The following is a 19514-nucleotide window of genomic DNA, read 5'->3' as shown; positions in this document are numbered from 1 at the left end:
TTACTTACCCGCCTTTCCGACCTTGCGGCGGATGACTTCGCCCTCGTACTTGACGCCCTTGGCCTTGTACGGGTCGGGCTTGCGCAGCTTGCGGATGTTGGCCGCAACCTCGCCGACCTTCTGCTTGTCGATGCCCTCGACCGAGAAACGGGTCGGGTTCTCCACCTTGAAGGAGATGCCCTCGGGGGCCTCGACCAGGATCGGGTGGCTGTAGCCGAGCGCGAACTCGAGGTTCGAGCCCTTGGCGGTCACGCGGTAACCGACACCACTGATCTCGAGCTTCTTCACGTAACCCAGGGTCACGCCGGTGATCATGTTCGCCACCAGCGTGCGGGACAGGCCGTGGAGGGCCTTGTTCTGACGCTCGTCGTTCGGGCGGGTGACGTTCAGAACGCCGTCCTCACCCTTGACGATCTCGATCGGTGCCACGACGGTGTGGGTCAACTCGCCCTTGGGGCCCTTGACCTTGACCGTACGGCCGTCGATGGTGACGTCCACGCCGGCGGGAACCGCGATGGGGAGCTTGCCGATGCGCGACATAGCTGTTTCCTCCGTTCCCTTCCGTTACCAGACGTAGGCGAGAACTTCTCCGCCTACGCCCTTCTTGCCGGCCTGCTTGTCGGTGAGGAGTCCGTGCGACGTGGAGATGATCGCCACGCCGAGACCGCCGAGCACCTTCGGCAGGTTGGTGGACTTCGCGTACACCCGGAGACCGGGCTTGGAGATCCGCTTGATGCCCGCGATGGAGCGCTCACGGTTGGGGCCGAACTTCAGCTCCAGGACGAGGTTCTTGCCGACCTCGGCGTCCTCGACCTTCCAGCCCGTGATGAAGCCCTCCTGCTGGAGGATCTCCGCGATGTGCGACTTGATCTTCGAGTGCGGCATCGCCACGGTGTCGTGGTACGCCGAGTTCGCGTTCCGCAGACGCGTAAGCATGTCTGCGATCGGATCAGTCATGGTCATGAATTGGCCTTCGGCCTCTCTCGCCGGGGTTTCCTGGTGCGCCATCCCTCTCCCCGATCCGAGACGGGACGGGTGCGGCGCGGTGGACCTACGGCGTAGTAAGTCGTACGGGCGCGGCAGGCGCCCAACCCCACAAGCCTACGGCATGTGAAGTGGACGCTCTGCCGACCCAGATGCTTACCGAGAGCCTTGGGAATCCCGAATTACCGGAATTACCAGGAGCTCTTGGTCACGCCCGGCAGCTCGCCACGGTGAGCCATCTCACGAAGGCACACGCGGCACAGGCCGAACTTGCGGTACACGGAGTGCGGACGGCCGCAGCGCTGGCAGCGGGTGTAGCCACGCACACCGAACTTGGGCTTGCGAGCAGCCTTAGCGATCAGAGCCTTCTTCGCCATCTCGCTCACGCCTCCTTGAACGGGAAGCCGAGGTGACGAAGGAGCGCGCGGCCCTCAGCGTCGTTGGTCGCCGTGGTGACCACGGTGATGTCCATACCCCGGACGCGGTCGATCTTGTCCTGGTCGATCTCGTGGAACATGACCTGCTCCGTGAGACCGAAGGTGTAGTTGCCACGGCCGTCGAACTGCTTGGGGGACAGGCCGCGGAAGTCGCGGATGCGCGGCAGCGCGAGCGACAGGGTGCGGTCCAGGAACTCCCACATGCGGTCGCCACGGAGCGTGACGTGGGCACCGATCGGCTGTCCCTCACGCAGCTTGAACTGCGCGATGGACTTGCGGGCCTTGGTGACGGCCGGCTTCTGACCGGTGATGGTGGTCAGGTCACGGACGGCACCGTCCATGAGCTTCGAGTCACGGGCGGCGTCGCCGACACCCATGTTGACCACGATCTTGACGAGGCCGGGGATCTGCATGACGTTCTCGTAGGAGAACTCCTCACGCAGCTTGCCCGCGATCTCCTCGCGGTACTTCGTCTTCAGACGCGGAGTGGTGGTAGCCATCAGATGTCCTCACCCGTCCGCTTGGCAACGCGGATCTTGTTGCCCTCGTCGTCGAAGCGGTAACCGACGCGGGTCACGACCTTGTTGCCGTCCTTCTCCACGACGAGCTGAACGTTGCTCACGTGAACGGGGGCTTCGGTGGTGATGATGCCGCCGGCCTGCGAACCGCCGGCCGTGGGACCGGCCTTGGTGTGCTTCTTGACCCGGTTGACACCCTCGACCAGGACACGGTCCTCGCGGGGGTAGGCCGCGATGACCTTGCCCTGCTTGCCCTTGTCCTTACCGGTGATGACCTGGACCAGGTCGCCCTTCTTGATCTTCATGCTTACAGCACCTCCGGAGCCAGCGAGATGATCTTCATGAACTTCTTCTCGCGCAGCTCACGCCCGACCGGGCCGAAGATGCGGGTGCCGCGAGGGTCACCGTCGTTCTTGAGAATGACGGCGGCGTTCTCGTCGAAGCGGATGTACGAGCCGTCCGGACGACGGCGCTCCTTGACGGTGCGAACGATGACCGCCTTGATGACGTCACCCTTCTTCACGTTGCCGCCGGGGATCGCGTCCTTGACGGTGGCGACGATGACGTCACCGATGCCCGCGTAGCGGCGACCGGAGCCACCGAGCACACGGATGCAAAGGATTTCCTTCGCACCAGTGTTGTCGGCGACACGCAGTCGCGACTCCTGCTGGATCACGTCTATCTCCTGGTTGTCTGCCGGTTCCCGGGGCGGGTGCGGAAGCCGCACCCGCCCCGAGCCTGGCGGAACGATGCCTAGGGGGTCCCCCTAGGAGGGATTACTTGGCCTTCTCGAGGATCTCGACGACGCGCCAGCGCTTCGTCGCGGACAGCGGCCGGGTCTCCATGAGGAGGACACGGTCGCCGACGCCCGCGGCGTTCTGCTCGTCGTGCGCCTTGAGCTTGTTCGTACGGCGGATGACCTTGCCGTACAGCGCGTGCTTGACGCGGTCCTCGACGGCGACGACGACGGTCTTGTCCATCTTGTCGCTGACGACAAGACCCTCACGGGTCTTGCGGAAGCCGCGCGCTTCTGCGTTCTCAGTCACGTTCTTCTCGCTCATCAGGCGTTCTCCACCGTCTCGATGCCGAGCTCACGCTCACGCATGAGGGTGTAGATCCGGGCGATGTCCTTGCGGACCGCCTTGAGACGGCCATGGTTCTCGAGCTGACCCGTCGCCGCCTGGAAGCGGAGATTGAACAGCTCTTCCTTGGCCTCGCGGAGCTTCGCCAGAAGCTCCTCGTTGCCCAGCTCGCGCAGCTCGGACGCCTTGGTACCGGCCGACATCACGCTTCACCTGCCTCGCGCTTGACGATCCGGCACTTCATCGGCAGCTTGTGGGCCGCACGAGTCAGCGCCTCACGGGCGATCTTCTCGTTGGGGTACGACAGCTCGAACATGACCCGACCCGGGTGCACGTTCGCGACCCACCACTCCGGAGAACCCTTACCGGAACCCATGCGGGTCTCGGCGGGCTTCTTGGTGAGGGGGCGGTCCGGGTAGATGTTGATCCAGACCTTGCCGCCACGCTTGATGTGGCGGGTCATCGCGATACGGGCCGCCTCGATCTGGCGGTTGGTCACGTACGCCGGAGTCATGGCCTGGATGCCGTACTCGCCGAACGCAACCGTGGTACCACCCTTGGCCATACCGCGGCGCTTGGGGTGGTGCTGCTTGCGGTGCTTGACCCTACGGGGGATCAGCATGTCGGTCAGGCCTCCGTTCCGGTGCTCTCAGCCGGAGCGGCAGCCGCGGGGGCCTCGGCCTTGGGGGCCTCGGCACCAGCAGCCTGCTGCGGCTTGCGACCGCGCCCGCCACGCTCGCCGCCACGGCCACCACGGGCCGGACGGTCGGCGCCGCCGCCACCGCGCGCCGGGCGGTTACCCGCACGGGCGGCAGCGTTCTCGGCACGGACCTCGGCGATGTTCTTGACATCGCCCTTGTAGATCCAGACCTTCACGCCGATACGGCCGAAGGTCGTCTTGGCCTCGAAGAAGCCGTAGTCCACGTTCGCGCGGAGCGTGTGCAGGGGCACACGGCCCTCGCGGTAGAACTCCGAGCGGGACATCTCGGCGCCGCCGAGGCGGCCACCGCACTGGATCTTGATGCCCTTGGCGCCGGCCTTCATGGCGGACTGCATGCTCTTGCGCATGGCCCGACGGAAGGAGACGCGGGAGGAGAGCTGCTCGGCGACGGCCTGGGCGACCAGCTGAGCATCCGTCTCGGGGTTCTTGACCTCGAGGATGTTCAGCTGGACCTGCTTGCCGGTCAGCTTCTCCAGGTCGCCGCGGATGCGGTCGGCCTCGGCGCCGCGGCGGCCGATGACGATGCCCGGGCGAGCGGTGTGGATGTCGACGCGGACGCGGTCACGGGTGCGCTCGATCTCCACCTTGGAGATACCGGCGCGCTCCATGCCGGACGTCATCATCCGACGGATGGCGACGTCTTCCTTGACGTAGTCCTTGTACAGCTTGTCGGCGTACCAACGGGACTTGAAGTCCGTGGTGATGCCGAGGCGGAACCCATGCGGGTTAACCTTCTGGCCCATTACCGGGTTCCTTCCTTGCTGCTGACGACCACGGTGATGTGGCTGGTCCGCTTGCGGATCCGGTAGGCACGGCCCTGGGCACGCGGCCGGAACCGCTTCAGGGTCGGGCCCTCGTCGACGTACGCCTCGGAGATGAAGAGGCTGTCGGCGTCGGTGTGGTCGTAGTTGTGCGCGGCGTTGGCAATGGCGCTGTCGAGCACCTTGCCGACCGGTACGGAGGCGGCCTGCGGAGCGAATCGCAGGACCGCCTGGGCCTCCGTGGCATCCATGCCACGGATGAGGTCCACCACACGGCGGGCCTTCATGGGCGTGACGCGGATGTACCGCGCCTGGGCCCTGGCTTCCATGGTTGTCCCTTTCAGGTTTCTTTGTCTGAATGCGATCCGCTTTAGCGGCGCTTCGACTTCCGGTCGTCCTTGACGTGGCCCCGGAAGGTGCGGGTCGGCGAGAACTCGCCGAGCTTGTGGCCGACCATCGACTCGGTGACGAACACCGGGATGTGGGTCTTGCCGTTGTGCACCGCGAGCGTGTGGCCGAGCATGGCCGGCACGATCATCGAGCGACGGGACCAGGTCTTGATGACGTTCTTGGTGCCGGCTTCGTTCTGGGCGTCCACCTTCTTGATCAGGTGGTCGTCGACGAAGGGCCCCTTCTTCAAGCTACGAGGCATCTCAACCCGTCCTTAGCGCTTCTTGTTCGTCTTGCGGCGGCGGACGATGTACTTGTTCGACGCCTTCTTGGGCGAACGAGTACGGCCTTCCTTCTTGCCCCACGGGGACACCGGGTGGCGACCACCGGAGGTACGACCCTCACCACCACCGTGCGGGTGGTCGACCGGGTTCATGACCACACCACGCACGGTCGGGCGAACGCCCAGCCAGCGCTTACGGCCCGCCTTACCCCAGTTGATGTTCGACTGCTCGGCGTTGCCGACCTCGCCGACGGTGGCGCGGCAGCGCACGTCGACCAGGCGGATCTCTCCGGACGGCATGCGGAGGTGGGCCATCGAGCCCTCCTTCGCGAGCAGCTGCACGGAGGCACCGGCGGAGCGGGCGAACTTGGCACCGCCACCGGGACGGAGCTCGATCGCGTGGATCGTGGTACCGACCGGGATGTTGCGGAGCGCCAGGTTGTTGCCCGGCTTGATGTCGGCCCCGGGACCGTTCTCGACGCGGTCGCCCTGCTGCAGGTTGCGCGGGGCGAGGATGTAGCGCTTCTCGCCGTCGGCGTAGTGCAGCAGCGCGATACGCGCGGTGCGGTTGGGGTCGTACTCGATGTGCGCGACCTTCGCCGGCACGCCGTCCTTGTCGTGACGACGGAAGTCGATCACTCGGTAGGCGCGCTTGTGTCCGCCACCCTGGTGGCGAACGGTCACACGACCGGCGTTGTTACGGCCGCCCTTGCTGTGCAGCGGGCGGACCAGCGACTTCTCCGGCGTGGACCGCGTGACCTCGACGAAGTCGGCGACGCTGGAGCCACGACGGCCCGGCGTCGTCGGCTTGTACTTGCGGATTCCCATTTCTCAGTCCTCGTCCGATATCGGACGATCCGGACCTCCGTCAGGAGGTCGGACCGCCGAAGATGTCGATACGGTCGCCCTCGGCGAGGGTCACGATCGCGCGCTTGGTGCCGGCACGCTGACCGAAACCGGTCTTGGTGCGCTTGCGCTTGCCCTGGCGGTTGATCGTGTTCACGCCGGTGACCTTGACCGAGAAGACCGCCTGGACGGCCTGCTTGATCTGGGTCTTGTTGGCGTTCGGGGCCACGATGAACGTGTACTTGCCCTCGTCGAGAAGCGCGTAGCTCTTCTCGGACACGACCGGCTTCAGCAGGACGTCACGGGGGTCCGTGAAGGCCTTGCTCACCGGGGTGACGACGGTGTTCTTGCCCTCGGCCTCGTGGCGACGCGCCTTGGCGACGCGCGCTGCCTTGGCGGCCTTGGCCGCCTTGGAGGCGATGCTCGGGTGACGCGTAGCCATCAGGCCTCGCTCCCTTCGGTGTCGGTGGCCTTCGGGCCGGACACGAAGGACTCGAAGGCGGCCTGGGTGAAGACCACGTCGTCCGAGACGAGAACGTCGTACGTGTTCAGCTGGCCCGGCTCCAGGATGTGGACCTGGGGCAGGTTGCGGGCGGACAGCCACGCGGCCTCGTCGGCGCGGTCGACGACCAGGAGCAGGTTCTTGCGCTCCGAGATCTTGCCGAACAGCGTCCGGGCGGCCTTCGTCGACGGGTTATCACCCTCGACGACGCCGGAGACGACGTGGATGCGGTTGTGGCGGGCCCGGTCGGTGAGGGCGTGGCGCAGGGCCGCGGCCTTCATCTTCTTGGGGGTCCGCTGCGAGTAGTCACGCGGCTGCGGGCCGTGGACGACGCCACCGCCGGCGAACTGCGGGGCGCGGGTCGAACCCTGACGGGCGCGGCCGGTGCCCTTCTGGCGGTACGGCTTCCTGCCGCCACCACGGACTTCACCGCGGGTCTTGGTCTTGTGCGTGCCCTGGCGGGCAGCGGCCAGCTGCGCGACGACGACCTGGTGGATCAGCGGGATGCTGACCTTCTCAACGCCGAAGATCTCCGCGGGGAGCTCGACGGAACCGGCCTTGTCGCCCGCCGGCGAAAGGATGTCAACAGTGCTCATCGGTTACCTCAGGCCCCCTTGGCCGCGGTGCGGACCAGGACGAGGCCGCCGTTCGGACCGGGAACCGCGCCCTTGATGAGCAGCAGACCCTTCTCCGCGTCAACGGCGTGGACGGTCAGGTTCTGGGTGGTGACCCGCTCGTTGCCCATGCGACCCGCCATGCGCAGGCCCTTGAACACGCGGCCCGGGGTGGCGCAGCCACCGATGGAGCCGGGGGAGCGGTGCTTGCGCTGGGTGCCGTGTCCGGCGCCGAGGCCCTTGAAGTTGTGACGCTTCATGACACCGGCGAAGCCCTTGCCCTTGCTCTTGCCGGTCACGTCGACCTTGATGCCGGCCTCGAACACCTCAGCGGTGATCTCCTGGCCGAGGGTGTACTCGCTGGCGTCAGCGGTACGGATCTCGACGAGGTGGCGGCGGGGAGTGACGTCGGCCTTGGCGAAGTGGCCCTTGAGGGGCTTGTTCACCTTGCGCGGGTCGATCTCGCCGAACGCGATCTGGACGGACTCGTAGCCGTCGGCGTCGTTCGTACGGACCTGGGTGACGACATTGGGCCCGGCCTTGACGACGGTGACCGGAACAACGCGGTTGTTCTCGTCCCACACCTGCGTCATACCGAGCTTCTCGCCCAGGATGCCCTTGATCTGCTTAGCCATCTCTCAGATCACCGGCCTCAGAGCTTGATCTCGATGTCGACACCGGCCGGGAGGTCGAGTCGCATCAGGGAGTCAACGGTCTTGGGCGTCGGGTCGAGGATGTCGATCAGGCGCTTGTGCGTGCGCATCTCGAAGTGCTCGCGCGAGTCCTTGTACTTGTGCGGCGACTTGATGACGCAGTACACGTTCTTCTCAGTGGGCAGCGGCACCGGGCCCGCGACCGACGCACCAGTGCGGGTCACCGTCTCGACGATCTTCTTCGCCGAGGAATCGATGACCTCGTGGTCGTAGGCCTTGAGCCGGATGCGGATCTTCTGTCCCGCCATGGCTACTTCGTAGTCCTGTCTCTAACAGCTCTGGAACCCGGTGTCCCTGTCCTCTTCTCCGACCCACGCGGTCGGGCGTGTCGCAGTCTCGCTGACAAAGATGTCCCTTGTTCGAACATCCCTGCGGGATCGCACACAGCCCTGCCGGAACCGTGAATCGGGGGCGAGAGGCCCACCGGGTGCCTGGTCGGTGCCGCACTGACACTTCCCGGAAGATTCCCGTACGTCCGCCCCACATGGGGACGACGAGTACTGTGGGACTCGCTTCCGGTCCTCCCGGCGGGAGGCGCGCAGCATCAACACTCGGCCGAGCAACTCGGACAGTCTGCCATATGGGGCAGTGCCGACGCCAATCGAGCCGGAGAGAATACCCCGGGTGTGGCGCAGGTCAAACCCCGGTCCGGAGCACCCGCGCCGGCTCAGTCCGGATTCCCCGCCCGCCGTCGCCGCACCGCCCACAACGCCACGCCCAGCACCAGGGCCGCTGCGGCGGGCGCCAGCAGGAGCACCGCCGGGCGCACGGCCTCGTGGAGGAGCCAGGCACCCACCAGGCCGCCCGCGAACATGGCACCGACCGAGGCGAGGCGACGGCCCTCGACACGCGGGCCGGCGCCTTCGCCCCGGCCGACGGCCGGCACCAGGCCGCCGAGGAACGCGGTGAGCGCGCGCGTGGAGACCGTGGTGGGCACGTCCGGAACCGGTACCCGCAGGGTGGTGACGTTGCGTACGCCCATGGCCGCTGCCACCAGGGCGATCACGACTAGCTGACGGCCGGTGCCGCGTCCGCCGTCCGGGTCGTCGACGCCGAGGTGCCACGCGACCAGACCGCCCCAGCTCAGGAGCAGCGCCTCGGTGATCAGGCCGGGCACGAGCCAGCGGCGGCCGTGGGCGTCCAGGTGTGCCGCGTAGAGGGAGGCGGCCACCGCGCCGACCGCGAAACCGGCGACGGAGACCCCCGCCGCCGCCGGGGAGAGCTCGGCCGCGCCGATGAGCGCGAAGGCGAGGAAGAGCAGGTTGCCGGTCTGCACGGCCGTGAAGGTCGGGCCCAGCACGAGGAAGCTGACCGCCTCGATCATGCCGGTCGCCAGCGTGAGCACCATCATGGCGGAGGTGAGCCCGACGCCCGTGCCGGGCTCCGAGCGGGGGGTCCGCTTCATACGGGGACCGTAAGCCGCGAACCCCGCGACGGGCCTCCGCTGCCGCGGGCCACTACGCCGATCAGGTCGGCCGCGCGGAGCACGCCGGTGCCTCGGCCCGGCGAGCCGGACGGCGGTCCCGAGCGGCCCGTCGAGCCGCTCACCCGAAGGGTCGGCCCCGGCCTCCCGTGTCTCAGATGACCCCCTGCGCGAGCATCGCCTCCGCCACCCGCTCGAACCCCGCGATGTTCGCACCCGTGACGTAGTCGCCCGGGCTGCCGTAGCGGGCGGCGGTCTCTCGGCAGGTGGTGTGGATGTCGGTCATGACGCGGGCGAGTTCCTCCTCGACACGGGCCGCGGGCCAGGCCGTCCGGGAGGCGTTCTGCGCCATCTCCAGGGCGCTGACCGCGACACCGCCCGCGTTCGCCGCCTTGCCGGGCCCGAAGGCGACCCCGGACCGCTGGAACAGCTGGACGGCGCCCGGGGTCGTGGGCATGTTCGCGCCCTCCGAGACGGCCTTCACGCCGTTGCGGATCAGGGCCGCGGCGTCCTTCTCGTCCAGTTCGTTCTGGGTGGCGGACGGCAGGGCGACGTCGGCCGGGACCTCCCAGACCCGGCCGCCCGGCACGAACCGCGCCGAGCCGCCCCGGCGCTGCGCGTACGTGGCGATCCGGGCCCGTTCCACCTCCTTGACCTGCCGCAGCAGTTCCAGGTCGACACCCTTCTCGTCGACCACGTAGCCGGAGGAGTCCGAGCAGGTCAGGGGGTTCGCACCGAGCGCGGTCAGCTTCTCGACGGTATGGATCGCGACGTTCCCGGAGCCCGACACGACCACGGACTGCCCCTCCAGGTCCTCGCCGCGCTCGCGCAGCATCGCGGCCGTGAACAGGACGTTTCCGTACCCCGTCGCCTCCGGACGGATCAGCGAGCCGCCCCAGCCCGGACCCTTGCCGGTCAGTACGCCGGCCTCCCAGCGGTTGGTGATGCGCCGGTACTGGCCGAAGAGATAGCCGATCTCCCGGCCGCCGACGCCGATGTCACCCGCCGGCACGTCCGTGTGGGCGCCGATGTGGCGGTGCAGCTCCGTCATGAAGGACTGGCAGAACCGCATGACCTCCGCGTCGCTGCGCCCCCTCGGATCGAAGTCGCTGCCGCCCTTGCCGCCGCCGATGCCGAGGCCGGTCAGCGCGTTCTTGAAGATCTGCTCGAAGCCCAGGAACTTGACGATGCCGAGGTTCACCGAGGGGTGGAAGCGCAGGCCGCCCTTGTACGGACCGAGCGCGCTGTTGAACTCCACGCGATAGCCGCGGTCGACGTGCACCCGCCCCCGGTCGTCCTGCCACGGCACCCGGAAGACGATCTGCCGCTCCGGCTCGCACAGCCGCTCCACCAGCCCCGGCTCCGAGTACTCCGGGCGGTCCGCCAGCACCGGCGCCAGGGTGTCCAGCACCTCGGCGACGGCCTGGAGGAACTCCGGCTGTGCGGGGTTGCGGTCCTCGATCTCCGCCCGGAGGCGGTTCAGCGTGTCCGTCGTCCTGGTCTCGTCGCGTCGCTTCGTCACGGGCTCCCTTTCGTCCGGCACGACCGCTGGTACGGCCTGTCCGCCCGACGCGTTCAGGACGCGTGCCCACACATACCCGATCCGCGCACCGGGAGACCGCCCGAACCCGCATGCACCCGCCTGGCCCCGCCCCGCCCCGGGGCGCTCACACCACCCGTTGAAACGCCCGCAGCCGCACGAACGACGACTCCAGCCCCCTCTTCAGCACCCGAGCCACCGGCCGTTCCACGAGACCGTGCACCAGCCGGCTCAGCACCAGGAACCCGGCGATCAGGGTCACGACGAGGAGGCGGGGGTCCATCGTGCCGCGGAGGTGGTGGATGAGGACCGTGCCCGCCAGGTAGTGCGTGAGGTACAGCGGGTACGTCAGGCAGCCCGCCGTCACCAGCCACCTCCAGCGGACGCGGTCGGTCCAGCCGAGGGCGACGCCCACCATCAGCAGCATGAAGAGGGTGAAGACGACGACCGCGCCCCGCCAGCTGCTGACCTGCTCGTACTCGACCCGCTCCCCCAGCTCCAGCTGTCCCGTCAGCCAGGACATCGCGAGGATGCCCCACAGCAGCAGGTCCTGGCCGAAGCGGTGCATGAGGTAGAGGGCGAGACCGGCGATGAAGTACCAGGCGGCGCCCGGGTCGGCGACCAGCGTCAGCAGCGGGAGCCGGGAGACCGGGGCCAGCATCGCCGCGGCGCCCCAGACGCAGCAGAACACGACGACCCGGCGGTAGGTCAGTCCCATGGCGACGACGACGAGGAACAGCAGATAGAAGCGGAGCTCCGACCAGAGTGTCCAGTACACGGGGTCGACGTTCGGCACCCCGGAGCCCGACTGCAGCATCGTCAGGTTGAACAGGACCTCCGGCAGCCGCAGCCGCTCCTTCACCCCCGGCAGCAGCACCAGCACGGCCGTCGTGAAGAGGACGGCGAACCAGTACGCCGGGTAGAGGCGGATCACCCGCGAGACGAAAAAGTCCTTCGGCGTGCGCCCCCAGCACGACATGCAGATCACGAAGCCGCTGATCACGAAGAAGATCTCGACCCCGATCCAGCCGAAGGAGGCGACGCGGAACACGGTCGGCATGAGTTCCGAGACCGGGCGGTCCCAGATGATGTTCCCGGCCTCGTTCGCCCGGCGAGTGCCCGCGAAGTGGTGCAGGACCACCATCAGGGCGGCGACGAGACGGATGCCGTCGACGACGTACAGCCGGGGCCGCCGGTCGCGGGCACGGGCCGAGTCGCCGGCTCCGGGTGCGTCGAGCGGCTGTGGCGGGCGTTCGGCCACCGCGACCGGCATGGGTATCGACAATCCGCTGCGCACACCCTGCATCAACAGTCCTAGCCATCCTCGGGAGGGACTCGGGGCCCGACGGCCACTGAACGACGCTTCACGCTACGACGACACTTTCCGGCCCATAAAGACAGAAGCGGGCAAATCACCCGCACCCACAGGGAAGTTGACGCAACTCTCGCCATTCCCCCGCACGGTGTTCGACCAGCACTCCGGGACATGGCAAAGGGGCCCGCACGACCGAAGTCGTACGGGCCCCTTCAGGCCTTTTCAGGTCAGGCGACCTTCAAGCAAGCGGACTTACTTGGTGATCTTGATGACCTGGCCGGCGCCCACGGTCCGGCCACCCTCACGGATGGCGAACTTCAGGCCCTCTTCCATGGCGACGGGCTGGATGAGCGACACCGTCATCTCGGTGTTGTCACCCGGCATGACCATCTCGGTGCCCTCGGGGAGGGTCACCACGCCGGTCACGTCCGTCGTACGGAAGTAGAACTGCGGACGGTAGTTGTTGAAGAAGGGAGTGTGACGGCCACCCTCGTCCTTCGACAGGATGTAGGCCTGAGCCTCGAACTCGGTGTGCGGGGTGACAGAGCCCGGCTTGATGATGCACTGGCCGCGCTCGACGTCCTCGCGCTTGATGCCGCGGAGCAGCAGACCGACGTTCTCACCGGCCTGGCCCTCGTCGAGCAGCTTGCGGAACATCTCGATACCGGTGACCGTGGTGGTGGTCTTCTCGGTCTTGATGCCGATGATGTCGACGGTCTCGTTGACCTTGAGGACACCACGCTCGATACGACCGGTGACGACCGTGCCACGACCGGTGATCGTGAAGACGTCCTCGATCGGCATCAGGAACGGCTTGTCGACGTCACGCTCGGGCTGCGGGACGGACTCGTCGACAGCCTTCATCAGGTCGAGGACGGACTGGGTCCACTCGGCGTCGCCCTCGAGGGCCTTGAGCGCGGAGACCTTGACGACCGGCAGGTCGTCGCCCGGGAACTCGTACTCGGAGAGGAGCTCACGGACCTCGAGCTCGACGAGCTCCAGGATCTCCTCGTCGTCCACCATGTCGGCCTTGTTCAGGGCGACGACGATGTACGGCACGCCGACCTGGCGGGCCAGGAGCACGTGCTCCTTGGTCTGCGGCATCGGACCGTCGGTGGCGGCGACGACGAGGATCGCGCCGTCCATCTGCGCGGCACCGGTGATCATGTTCTTGATGTAGTCCGCGTGACCGGGGCAGTCGACGTGGGCGTAGTGACGGGTCTCCGTCTGGTACTCGACGTGCGCGATGGAGATGGTGATACCGCGCTGACGCTCCTCGGGCGCCTTGTCGATGTTGTCGAACGCGGTGGCCTCGTTCAGGTCCGGGTACGCGTCGTGCAGCACCTTGGTAATGGCGGCCGTGAGGGTCGTCTTACCGTGGTCGATGTGACCGATGGTGCCGATGTTGACGTGCGGCTTAGTCCGCTCGAACTTCGCCTTCGCCACTGGGGTCCTCCTGTGGAGTGGTTCTGTACGCCTTGGTTCATCGGCGCCAGGTGATCTTTGCTGTTGGGTCCCGGGCCCCGAGGCATTCACCCTGATTGCGGGCGAATGCCCCGTGAGGCTCCGGAGTCAAGCCTACGGCGTGAGAACGCGGTGCGTTACTCGCCCTTGGCCTTCGCGATGATCTCCTCGGCGACGTTCCGCGGAACCTCGGCGTAGGAGTCGAACTGCATCGAGTAGCTTGCGCGACCCGACGTCTTGCTGCGGAGGTCCCCGACGTAGCCGAACATCTCCGAAAGGGGCACGAGGCCCCTCACGACACGGGCACCGGCCCGCTCCTCCATGGCCTGGATCTGACCACGGCGGGAGTTGATGTCGCCGATGACCTCACCCATGTAGTCCTCGGGCGTGGTGACCTCTACGGCCATCATCGGCTCGAGCAGCACGGGGCTGGCCTTGCGCGCGGCCTCCTTGAAGGCCTGCGAACCGGCGATCTTGAACGCGAGCTCGGAGGAGTCGACCTCGTGGTAGCCACCGTCGAGAAGAATGACGCGGACGCCGGTCATCTCGTAGCCCGCCAGGATGCCGAACTGCATGGCCTCCTGCGCACCCGCGTCGACCGAAGGGATGTACTCCTTCGGGATACGGCCACCGGTGACCTTGTTCACGAACTCGTACGAGGCGTCGCCGCCCTCGATCGGCTCGATCGCGATCTGCACCTTGGCGAACTGACCGGTACCACCGGTCTGCTTCTTGTGCGTGTAGTCGTGACGCTCGACGCCCTTGCGGATCGTCTCGCGGTACGCGACCTGCGGCTTGCCGACGTTGGCCTCGACCTTGAACTCACGGCGCATACGGTCGACCAGCACCTCGAGGTGCAGCTCGCCCATGCCACCGATGATGGTCTGGCCGGTCTCCTCGTCCGAGTGGACCTGGAAGGAGGGGTCCTCCTCCGCGAGACGCTGGATGGCGACACCCAGCTTCTCCTGGTCACCCTTGGACTTGGGCTCGATGGCGACCTGGATGACCGGCGCCGGGAAGTCCATGGACTCCAGGATGACCGGGTTCTTGTCGTCGCTCAGCGTCTCACCGGTGGTGGTCTGCTTGAGGCCCATCACGGCGACGATGTCGCCGGCGCCCACCGACTCGATCTCCTCACGCTTGTTCGCGTGCATGCGGTAGATCTTGCCGATGCGCTCCTTCTTGCCCTTGACCGAGTTCAGCACCGCGGTGCCGGACTCCAGGCGACCGGAGTAGATCCGGACGAAGGTGAGCTTGCCGAGGTGCGGGTCGCTCATGATCTTGAAGGCGAGCGCGGACAGCGGCTCGTCGTCCGACGGCTTGCGCTTGACGACGACCTCGGCGTCCTTGACGTCGTGGCCCTCGATGGCCTCGACGTCGAGCGGCGTCGGCAGGTAGCGGACGACCGCGTCGAGCAGGGGCTGGACGCCCTTGTTCTTGAACGCGGTGCCACAGAACACGGGGGTGACCGTGACGCCGTCGGACTTGCCGGACGCGATGGTGATACGACGGATCGCGGCGTACAGCTGCTCCTCGGTGGGCTCTTCGCCCTCCAGGTACAGCTCCATGATCTCTTCGTCGTTCTCCGCGACAGCCTCGACCAGCTTGCCGCGCCACTCCTCGGCGGCCTCGGTGTGCGTGGCCGGGATGTCGACGACGTCGTACATCTCGCCCTTCGCCGCCTCGGCGGACCACACGAGCGCCTTCATGCGGACCAGGTCCACAACGCCCTTGAAGTCCATCTCGGCGCCGATCGGCAGCTGCATGACGAGCGGCACGGCACCCAGGCGGTCCGAGATCATGTCCACGCAGCGGTGGAACTCGGCGCCGGTACGGTCCAGCTTGTTCACGAAGCAGATCCGCGGCACGCCGTAGCGGTCGGCCTGACGCCACACCGTCTCGGACTGCGGCTCGACACCGGCGACACCGTCGAACACGGTCACGGCACCGTCGAGGACGCGCAGCGAACGCTCCACCTCGACGGTGAAGTCGACGTGCCCCGGGGTGTCGATGATGTTGATCGTGTAGTCGTTGTCCTCGAGCGGCCAGTGACAGGTGGTGGCAGCAGAGGTGATCGTGATGCCACGCTCCTGCTCCTGCTCCATCCAGTCCATGGTGGCAGCGCCGTCGTGGACCTCACCGATCTTGTAGCTGACGCCGGTGTAGAAGAGGATCCGCTCGGTGGTGGTCGTCTTGCCCGCGTCGATGTGGGCCATGATCCCGATGTTGCGGACCTTGGCCAGGTCAAGTGAAGTGGTAGCCATAAGGCTTCAGTCTTCTCTCGGTCTCGATGGGGTCTGCGACTACCAGCGGTAGTGCGCGAAGGCCTTGTTGGACTCGGCCATCTTGTGGGTGTCCTCGCGCTTCTTCACAGCGGCGCCGAGGCCGTTGGACGCGTCGAGAAGTTCGTTGAGGAGGCGCTCGGTCATGGTCTTCTCGCGACGGGCGCGCGAGTAACCGACGAGCCAGCGCAGCGCGAGGGTGTTGGCGCGACCGGGCTTGACCTCGATCGGAACCTGGTAGGTCGCGCCACCGACACGGCGGGACTTGACCTCAAGGGTCGGCTTGATGTTCTCCAGCGCGCGCTTCAGCGTGATGACCGGGTCGTTGCCCGACTTCTCACGCAGGCCCTCCATGGCGCCGTAGACGATGCGCTCGGCGGTGGAGCGCTTGCCGTTCAGCAGCACCTTGTTGATGAGGGAGGTCACCAGAGGAGAACCGTAGACCGGGTCGATGATGACCGGGCGCTTCGGGGCGGGGCCCTTACGAGGCATTCTTACTTCTCCTTCTTGGCGCCGTAGCGGCTGCGGGCCTGCTTGCGGTTCTTGACACCCTGGGTGTCGAGCGATCCGCGGATGATCTTGTAGCGAACACCCGGCAGGTCCTTCACACGGCCGCCGCGCACGAGCACGATGGAGTGCTCCTGCAGGTTGTGTCCCTCACCCGGAATGTAAGCGGTGACTTCGATCCCGCTGGTCAGACGCACACGCGCGACCTTACGCAGGGCCGAGTTCGGCTTCTTCGGGGTAGTCGTGAACACACGCGTGCAGACGCCCCGGCGCTGAGGGGAACCCTCGAGTGCGGGCGTCTTGTTCTTCTCGACCTTGTCCTGCCGGCCCTTCCGGACCAGCTGCTGGATCGTAGGCACTACTTCTCCGGTTTCTGTGTGCCGAATGGTGAAGCTAACCTGGAACATCGCCGACCCACGCGGTCGGGTGTGTCGAATCCAGCGGACCCCCGCCGCGAGGCGGGAGGAAGCGCAGATCACGGTGGCCGCTCTCGGACTCCCCGTGCGGCGGAAGACACGCACGGAAGCCAGGGCACACCCCAGGCACAAGGTCTGAGCGTACCTACCGCATACGCTGCGGTCAAAACAAATGCCCGGCGCCCACAGAGTGGCACTGACCATGCCAAACATCCTCTTCGGCCCGGCCCCCCGTTCCCACCCAGCCCCCACGGCCCTGCACGCATGTGCGACGCTGTCGGGATCTTAAGGCACATGTTTCGCGATCATCCGGGATGTGACGCCCCGCCCGGGGCACGGGGATCGGGCCGGAGGGGGACCACAGGCATGAGCACGGCCGCCAGTTCCGAGACGACGGATTCCGCCGCGCGGGCCGGTGCCGGCGCGGATCGGCCGCGTACGCCACGTACGTACCTCTCGCGCATTCCGCGGATCTCCCGTCCCCTCAGGGTCCCGGACGGACTGCGACCGTACGGCGCTCCCCTGCTCCTCTACGGCACCGCCAAGCTCGTCGGGACCTTCGTCTTCGCCGTCCTGCTGATGGCGTCCGGCGAGTACCGGGAGAAGAACCCCCGCTTCGGCGGCGGCGCCCACTGGTGGGACGTCCTCGCCACCTGGGACGGCTGGTGGTACCTCCAGGTCGCCGAGAAGGGCTACGACCCCGGGCCCCTGCGGCGACTCGATCCCGGCGGGATGTTCACGGTGGAGCAGAACTCCGTCGCGTTCTTCCCCCTCTACCCCGGCCTGATCCGCGGCACCTCCGAGGTGACCGGGCTCGGACTGTACGGCTCCGGGATCCTGGTCTCGGTGATCGCCTCCTTCGTCGCGGCGGCCGGCATCTACGCCGTGATCTCGCTGCTCGCGGGCGCCCGCGCCGGCACCATCGCCGCGGGTCTGTGGGCGGTGGCGCCCGGCTCCGGCGTCGAGTGGGCGGTGTACTCCGAGTCCGTGTTCGTGGCGATCGCCGCCTGGTGCTGCTACAGCGTGATGAAGGGGCGCTGGGTCGCCGCCGGGATGCTCGCCTTCGTGGCCGGCCTGAACAGGCCCACTTCCGCCGCGCTCATCGGTGCCGTGGGGCTCGCCGCGCTGGTGACGCTCGCCCGGCGGGAGAGCCGGCGCAAGCACGGCGTGGCGGGCCCGGTGTACGCCATGTGCGCCGCACCGCTGGGTCTGCTCACCTACGTCGCCTGGGTCGGGCTCAGCATGGGCGAACTGACGGCGTACTTCACGCTCCAGCGCGACGGATGGCTGCACTTCTTCGACTTCGGCGCGTACACCCTCGACGTGCTGGGCAACACGGCGATCGGGAAGCACGACTACATCTTCGCGTTCTCCGTGCCCGACCTCCTCGCCTTCCAACTGGTCCTGGCACTGCCGTTCCTGATCGCGCTGATGCTGCGCAAGCGCCCGCCGCTGGTGCTGGTGGCGTACACGCTCGCCAGTGTCGTCAGCGTGCTGGGCACCCAGCAGATCTTCGGCAACACCTCGCGCTATCTGCTCCCCTGCTTCCCCCTCCTGCTCGCCCCGGCCGCCGCGATGAGCCGGCTGTCCGGGCCGATGCTCACCGTGTTCTTCGCGACCGCGGCCCCGGCGTCGGGCTGGTACGCCCACTATGCGCTGTTCGAACTGGGCATCCCCTAGCCGTCGCACGTTCACGACACAGGTCCGGGCGGCTGTTCATCTGGTATCCCCCTCGCCGCGATCACCCGGAGGCTAGGCTGCGCTGCCTGTCGCGCCCGGGGAGGGGCGCGACACCCTGTCCCGGAGGGGGAAACCCGTGTTCGTGCTGTCCATCCTGCTGCTCATCGCGGCGGTCGTCGTCTTCTTCATCGGACGTGCCCGTGCCGGGGGAGGCTGGAAGCTGGGCGCCGCGCTGAGCGCCGTGGCGGGCCTGCTGGCCGGCGTCTTCGCCTGCGTCCATGTCGTGACCGCCTACGAGGTCGGCGTGCCGGTCACCTTCGGCAAGATCGGTGAGCCGATGACCTCGGGCATCCACGTCAAGTCGCCGTTCACCGACGTGACGTCCTTCGCCACGCGCCCGGTGGACCTCAACCTCCACGACGACGACGTCGTCGAGGTCCGTTCCTCCCAGGGCGGTGTCCTGTACGCGGACGTCACCATCAAGTGGGCCGTCGTGCCGTCGAAGTCGGTCGAGCTGTACCGGCTGGCGGGCAGCGAGGAGGCGGTCCAGGAGCGGCTGGTGATGCCGGACAGCCGCGAGATCATCCGCAATGTCTTCGCGCAGCACACCAGCGAGGAGGGCTACGTCTCCGCCCGCGAGCAGATCAGCTCGGAGATCGCCGTTCTGATCAAGGAGCGCCTGGCGCCGCGCGGGATCGACGTCACCGCCGTCAACCTGCGCAATGTGAAGCCCTCGGAGAAGCTGCAGGAGCAGATCGACAAGAAGATCCAGCAGGAGCAGGCCACGCAGCGGGCCACCGAGGCGGCACGTACGGCCGAGGCCGAGGCGGAGCGCAAGAGGATCGAGGCGGAGGGCATCGCCCGCGCCAACAAGATCATCGACCGGTCGCTGAGCGACAAGGTGCTCTACAACCAGTGCCTGGAGGCGTTCAAGGAAGCCTCCAAGGCCAACCCGGTCTACGCGGTGCCCTGCGGCACGGGCGCCGACGGCACCCCGGTCATCGTGGACGGCACCAAGAACTAGCGTCCGGCCCGG

26 protein-coding genes are annotated in these 19514 nt (G+C 67.4%); 2 read left to right on the top strand and 24 right to left on the bottom strand.

Annotated features, from left to right (window positions below):
• The 24 genes from rplF to rpsL all read right to left on the bottom strand — a co-directional run bounded on the left by rplF (position 1) and on the right by rpsL (position 16741).
• Positions 1-540 (bottom strand): 50S ribosomal protein L6, encoded by a 540-nt coding sequence (gene rplF / locus ACWCPM_RS26580; RefSeq protein ID WP_450978772.1) that lies wholly within the window; start codon positions 538-540, stop codon positions 1-3.
• Positions 541-564: 24 nt separating this feature from the next.
• Positions 565-963, bottom strand: coding sequence for a 30S ribosomal protein S8 (rpsH, locus tag ACWCPM_RS26575; protein WP_015658459.1), 399 nt, complete (start codon positions 961-963; stop codon positions 565-567).
• Positions 964-1175: 212 nt separating this feature from the next.
• On the bottom strand, positions 1176-1361 hold the full coding sequence (locus tag ACWCPM_RS26570) for a type Z 30S ribosomal protein S14 (RefSeq protein ID WP_003948630.1): 186 nt from the start codon (positions 1359-1361) through the stop codon (positions 1176-1178).
• Positions 1362-1366: 5 nt separating this feature from the next.
• Positions 1367-1924, bottom strand: a complete 558-nt coding sequence (gene rplE, locus ACWCPM_RS26565) for a 50S ribosomal protein L5 (RefSeq protein ID WP_450978791.1) — start codon at positions 1922-1924, stop codon at positions 1367-1369.
• Positions 1921-2244 (bottom strand): 50S ribosomal protein L24, encoded by a 324-nt coding sequence (gene rplX, locus ACWCPM_RS26560; protein WP_450978771.1) that lies wholly within the window; start codon positions 2242-2244, stop codon positions 1921-1923. Before rplX ends, rplE begins: the two co-directional genes overlap by 4 nt.
• Positions 2245-2246: 2 nt before the next feature.
• Positions 2247-2615 carry a 50S ribosomal protein L14 gene (rplN, locus tag ACWCPM_RS26555; protein WP_003992364.1) on the bottom strand — a complete coding sequence of 123 codons (369 nt, stop codon included), beginning with the start codon at positions 2613-2615 and terminating at the stop codon, positions 2247-2249.
• A 100-nt stretch (positions 2616-2715) separates the two neighbouring features.
• On the bottom strand, positions 2716-3000 hold the full coding sequence (gene rpsQ / locus ACWCPM_RS26550) for a 30S ribosomal protein S17 (protein ID WP_018543912.1): 285 nt from the start codon (positions 2998-3000) through the stop codon (positions 2716-2718).
• Positions 3000-3224, bottom strand: coding sequence for a 50S ribosomal protein L29 (gene rpmC / locus ACWCPM_RS26545; RefSeq protein ID WP_007494763.1), 225 nt, complete (start codon positions 3222-3224; stop codon positions 3000-3002). Before rpmC ends, rpsQ begins: the two co-directional genes overlap by 1 nt.
• Complete coding sequence (gene rplP / locus ACWCPM_RS26540) at positions 3224-3643, bottom strand: 50S ribosomal protein L16 (RefSeq protein WP_005313579.1); 420 nt, start codon at positions 3641-3643, stop codon at positions 3224-3226. Before rplP ends, rpmC begins: the two co-directional genes overlap by 1 nt.
• Positions 3644-3648: 5 nt before the next feature.
• Positions 3649-4485: a 30S ribosomal protein S3 gene (rpsC, locus tag ACWCPM_RS26535; RefSeq protein ID WP_450978770.1), complete on the bottom strand. Its 837-nt coding sequence runs from the start codon at positions 4483-4485 to the stop codon at positions 3649-3651.
• Positions 4485-4832, bottom strand: a complete 348-nt coding sequence (gene rplV, locus ACWCPM_RS26530; protein ID WP_003974262.1) for a 50S ribosomal protein L22 — start codon at positions 4830-4832, stop codon at positions 4485-4487. The genes rpsC and rplV overlap by 1 nt, the downstream gene beginning before the upstream one ends.
• 41 nt (positions 4833-4873) lie before the next feature.
• Entirely contained in the window at positions 4874-5155 is a 282-nt protein-coding gene (gene rpsS, locus ACWCPM_RS26525; protein WP_003992359.1) for a 30S ribosomal protein S19, read from the bottom strand.
• Positions 5156-5167: 12 nt separating this feature from the next.
• Positions 5168-6004 carry a 50S ribosomal protein L2 gene (gene rplB, locus ACWCPM_RS26520; RefSeq protein ID WP_217143312.1) on the bottom strand — a complete coding sequence of 279 codons (837 nt, stop codon included), beginning with the start codon at positions 6002-6004 and terminating at the stop codon, positions 5168-5170.
• A 40-nt stretch (positions 6005-6044) separates the two neighbouring features.
• Positions 6045-6464, bottom strand: a complete 420-nt coding sequence (gene rplW / locus ACWCPM_RS26515; RefSeq protein ID WP_450978769.1) for a 50S ribosomal protein L23 — start codon at positions 6462-6464, stop codon at positions 6045-6047.
• The gene (gene rplD / locus ACWCPM_RS26510) at positions 6464-7120 is read right to left on the bottom strand and encodes a 50S ribosomal protein L4 (protein WP_450978768.1); all 657 of its coding nucleotides are present in this window, start codon (positions 7118-7120) and stop codon (positions 6464-6466) included. Before rplD ends, rplW begins: the two co-directional genes overlap by 1 nt.
• Positions 7121-7128: 8 nt before the next feature.
• On the bottom strand, positions 7129-7773 hold the full coding sequence (gene rplC / locus ACWCPM_RS26505; protein ID WP_007384065.1) for a 50S ribosomal protein L3: 645 nt from the start codon (positions 7771-7773) through the stop codon (positions 7129-7131).
• Between the two features lie 17 nt (positions 7774-7790).
• A complete protein-coding gene (gene rpsJ / locus ACWCPM_RS26500; RefSeq protein WP_003948644.1) occupies positions 7791-8099 on the bottom strand; it encodes a 30S ribosomal protein S10 in 309 nt (102 codons plus the stop codon).
• Between the two features lie 419 nt (positions 8100-8518).
• Complete coding sequence (locus ACWCPM_RS26495; RefSeq protein WP_450978767.1) at positions 8519-9256, bottom strand: YoaK family protein; 738 nt, start codon at positions 9254-9256, stop codon at positions 8519-8521.
• A 172-nt stretch (positions 9257-9428) separates the two neighbouring features.
• Entirely contained in the window at positions 9429-10796 is a 1368-nt protein-coding gene (gene gdhA, locus ACWCPM_RS26490) for an NADP-specific glutamate dehydrogenase (protein WP_450978766.1), read from the bottom strand.
• A 145-nt stretch (positions 10797-10941) separates the two neighbouring features.
• A complete protein-coding gene (locus tag ACWCPM_RS26485) occupies positions 10942-12087 on the bottom strand; it encodes an acyltransferase family protein (protein ID WP_450978765.1) in 1146 nt (381 codons plus the stop codon).
• 294 nt (positions 12088-12381) lie between these two features.
• The gene (gene tuf, locus ACWCPM_RS26480) at positions 12382-13575 is read right to left on the bottom strand and encodes an elongation factor Tu (RefSeq protein WP_450978764.1); all 1194 of its coding nucleotides are present in this window, start codon (positions 13573-13575) and stop codon (positions 12382-12384) included.
• Positions 13576-13730: 155 nt separating this feature from the next.
• The gene (gene fusA / locus ACWCPM_RS26475) at positions 13731-15857 is read right to left on the bottom strand and encodes an elongation factor G (protein WP_450978763.1); all 2127 of its coding nucleotides are present in this window, start codon (positions 15855-15857) and stop codon (positions 13731-13733) included.
• 39 nt (positions 15858-15896) lie between these two features.
• Entirely contained in the window at positions 15897-16367 is a 471-nt protein-coding gene (gene rpsG / locus ACWCPM_RS26470) for a 30S ribosomal protein S7 (protein WP_450978762.1), read from the bottom strand.
• A 2-nt stretch (positions 16368-16369) separates the two neighbouring features.
• Positions 16370-16741 (bottom strand): 30S ribosomal protein S12, encoded by a 372-nt coding sequence (gene rpsL, locus ACWCPM_RS26465; protein ID WP_003948652.1) that lies wholly within the window; start codon positions 16739-16741, stop codon positions 16370-16372.
• A gap of 423 nt (positions 16742-17164) precedes the next feature.
• Here rpsL and ACWCPM_RS26460 point away from each other — a divergent pair, with 423 nt between their 5' ends.
• The gene (locus ACWCPM_RS26460) at positions 17165-18478 is read left to right on the top strand and encodes a hypothetical protein (RefSeq protein WP_450978761.1); all 1314 of its coding nucleotides are present in this window, start codon (positions 17165-17167) and stop codon (positions 18476-18478) included.
• A gap of 136 nt (positions 18479-18614) precedes the next feature.
• A complete protein-coding gene (locus tag ACWCPM_RS26455) occupies positions 18615-19502 on the top strand; it encodes a prohibitin family protein (RefSeq protein ID WP_450978760.1) in 888 nt (295 codons plus the stop codon).
• Positions 19503-19514: the final 12 nt, after the last annotated feature.

This window comes from Streptomyces sp. NPDC002309 (assembly GCF_053593375.1).
Note: the sequence above shows the minus strand (reverse complement) of the source record. Positions and strands in the feature narration are given on the sequence as shown.

What these genes read in the sequence shown, in the direction of transcription:
- rplF (WP_450978772.1), bottom strand. Translation starts at nt 540, where the DNA reads ATGTCGCGCATCGGCAAGCTCCCCATCGCGGTTCCCGCCGGCGTGGAC.
- rpsH (WP_015658459.1), bottom strand. Translation starts at nt 963, where the DNA reads ATGACCATGACTGATCCGATCGCAGACATGCTTACGCGTCTGCGGAAC.
- ACWCPM_RS26570 (WP_003948630.1), bottom strand. Translation starts at nt 1,361, where the DNA reads ATGGCGAAGAAGGCTCTGATCGCTAAGGCTGCTCGCAAGCCCAAGTTC.
- rplX (WP_450978771.1), bottom strand. Translation starts at nt 2,244, where the DNA reads ATGAAGATCAAGAAGGGCGACCTGGTCCAGGTCATCACCGGTAAGGAC.
- rpsQ (WP_018543912.1), bottom strand. Translation starts at nt 3,000, where the DNA reads ATGAGCGAGAAGAACGTGACTGAGAACGCAGAAGCGCGCGGCTTCCGC.
- rpmC (WP_007494763.1), bottom strand. Translation starts at nt 3,224, where the DNA reads ATGTCGGCCGGTACCAAGGCGTCCGAGCTGCGCGAGCTGGGCAACGAG.
- rplP (WP_005313579.1), bottom strand. Translation starts at nt 3,643, where the DNA reads ATGCTGATCCCCCGTAGGGTCAAGCACCGCAAGCAGCACCACCCCAAG.
- rpsC (WP_450978770.1), bottom strand. Translation starts at nt 4,485, where the DNA reads ATGGGCCAGAAGGTTAACCCGCATGGGTTCCGCCTCGGCATCACCACG.
- rplV (WP_003974262.1), bottom strand. Translation starts at nt 4,832, where the DNA reads ATGGAAGCCAGGGCCCAGGCGCGGTACATCCGCGTCACGCCCATGAAG.
- rpsS (WP_003992359.1), bottom strand. Translation starts at nt 5,155, where the DNA reads ATGCCTCGTAGCTTGAAGAAGGGGCCCTTCGTCGACGACCACCTGATC.
- rplB (WP_217143312.1), bottom strand. Translation starts at nt 6,004, where the DNA reads ATGGGAATCCGCAAGTACAAGCCGACGACGCCGGGCCGTCGTGGCTCC.
- rplW (WP_450978769.1), bottom strand. Translation starts at nt 6,464, where the DNA reads ATGGCTACGCGTCACCCGAGCATCGCCTCCAAGGCGGCCAAGGCCGCC.
- rplD (WP_450978768.1), bottom strand. Translation starts at nt 7,120, where the DNA reads ATGAGCACTGTTGACATCCTTTCGCCGGCGGGCGACAAGGCCGGTTCC.
- rplC (WP_007384065.1), bottom strand. Translation starts at nt 7,773, where the DNA reads ATGGCTAAGCAGATCAAGGGCATCCTGGGCGAGAAGCTCGGTATGACG.
- rpsJ (WP_003948644.1), bottom strand. Translation starts at nt 8,099, where the DNA reads ATGGCGGGACAGAAGATCCGCATCCGGCTCAAGGCCTACGACCACGAG.
- ACWCPM_RS26495 (WP_450978767.1), bottom strand. Translation starts at nt 9,256, where the DNA reads ATGAAGCGGACCCCCCGCTCGGAGCCCGGCACGGGCGTCGGGCTCACC.
- ACWCPM_RS26485 (WP_450978765.1), bottom strand. Translation starts at nt 12,087, where the DNA reads ATGCCGGTCGCGGTGGCCGAACGCCCGCCACAGCCGCTCGACGCACCC.
- fusA (WP_450978763.1), bottom strand. Translation starts at nt 15,857, where the DNA reads ATGGCTACCACTTCACTTGACCTGGCCAAGGTCCGCAACATCGGGATC.
- rpsG (WP_450978762.1), bottom strand. Translation starts at nt 16,367, where the DNA reads ATGCCTCGTAAGGGCCCCGCCCCGAAGCGCCCGGTCATCATCGACCCG.
- ACWCPM_RS26460 (WP_450978761.1), top strand. Translation starts at nt 17,165, where the DNA reads ATGAGCACGGCCGCCAGTTCCGAGACGACGGATTCCGCCGCGCGGGCC.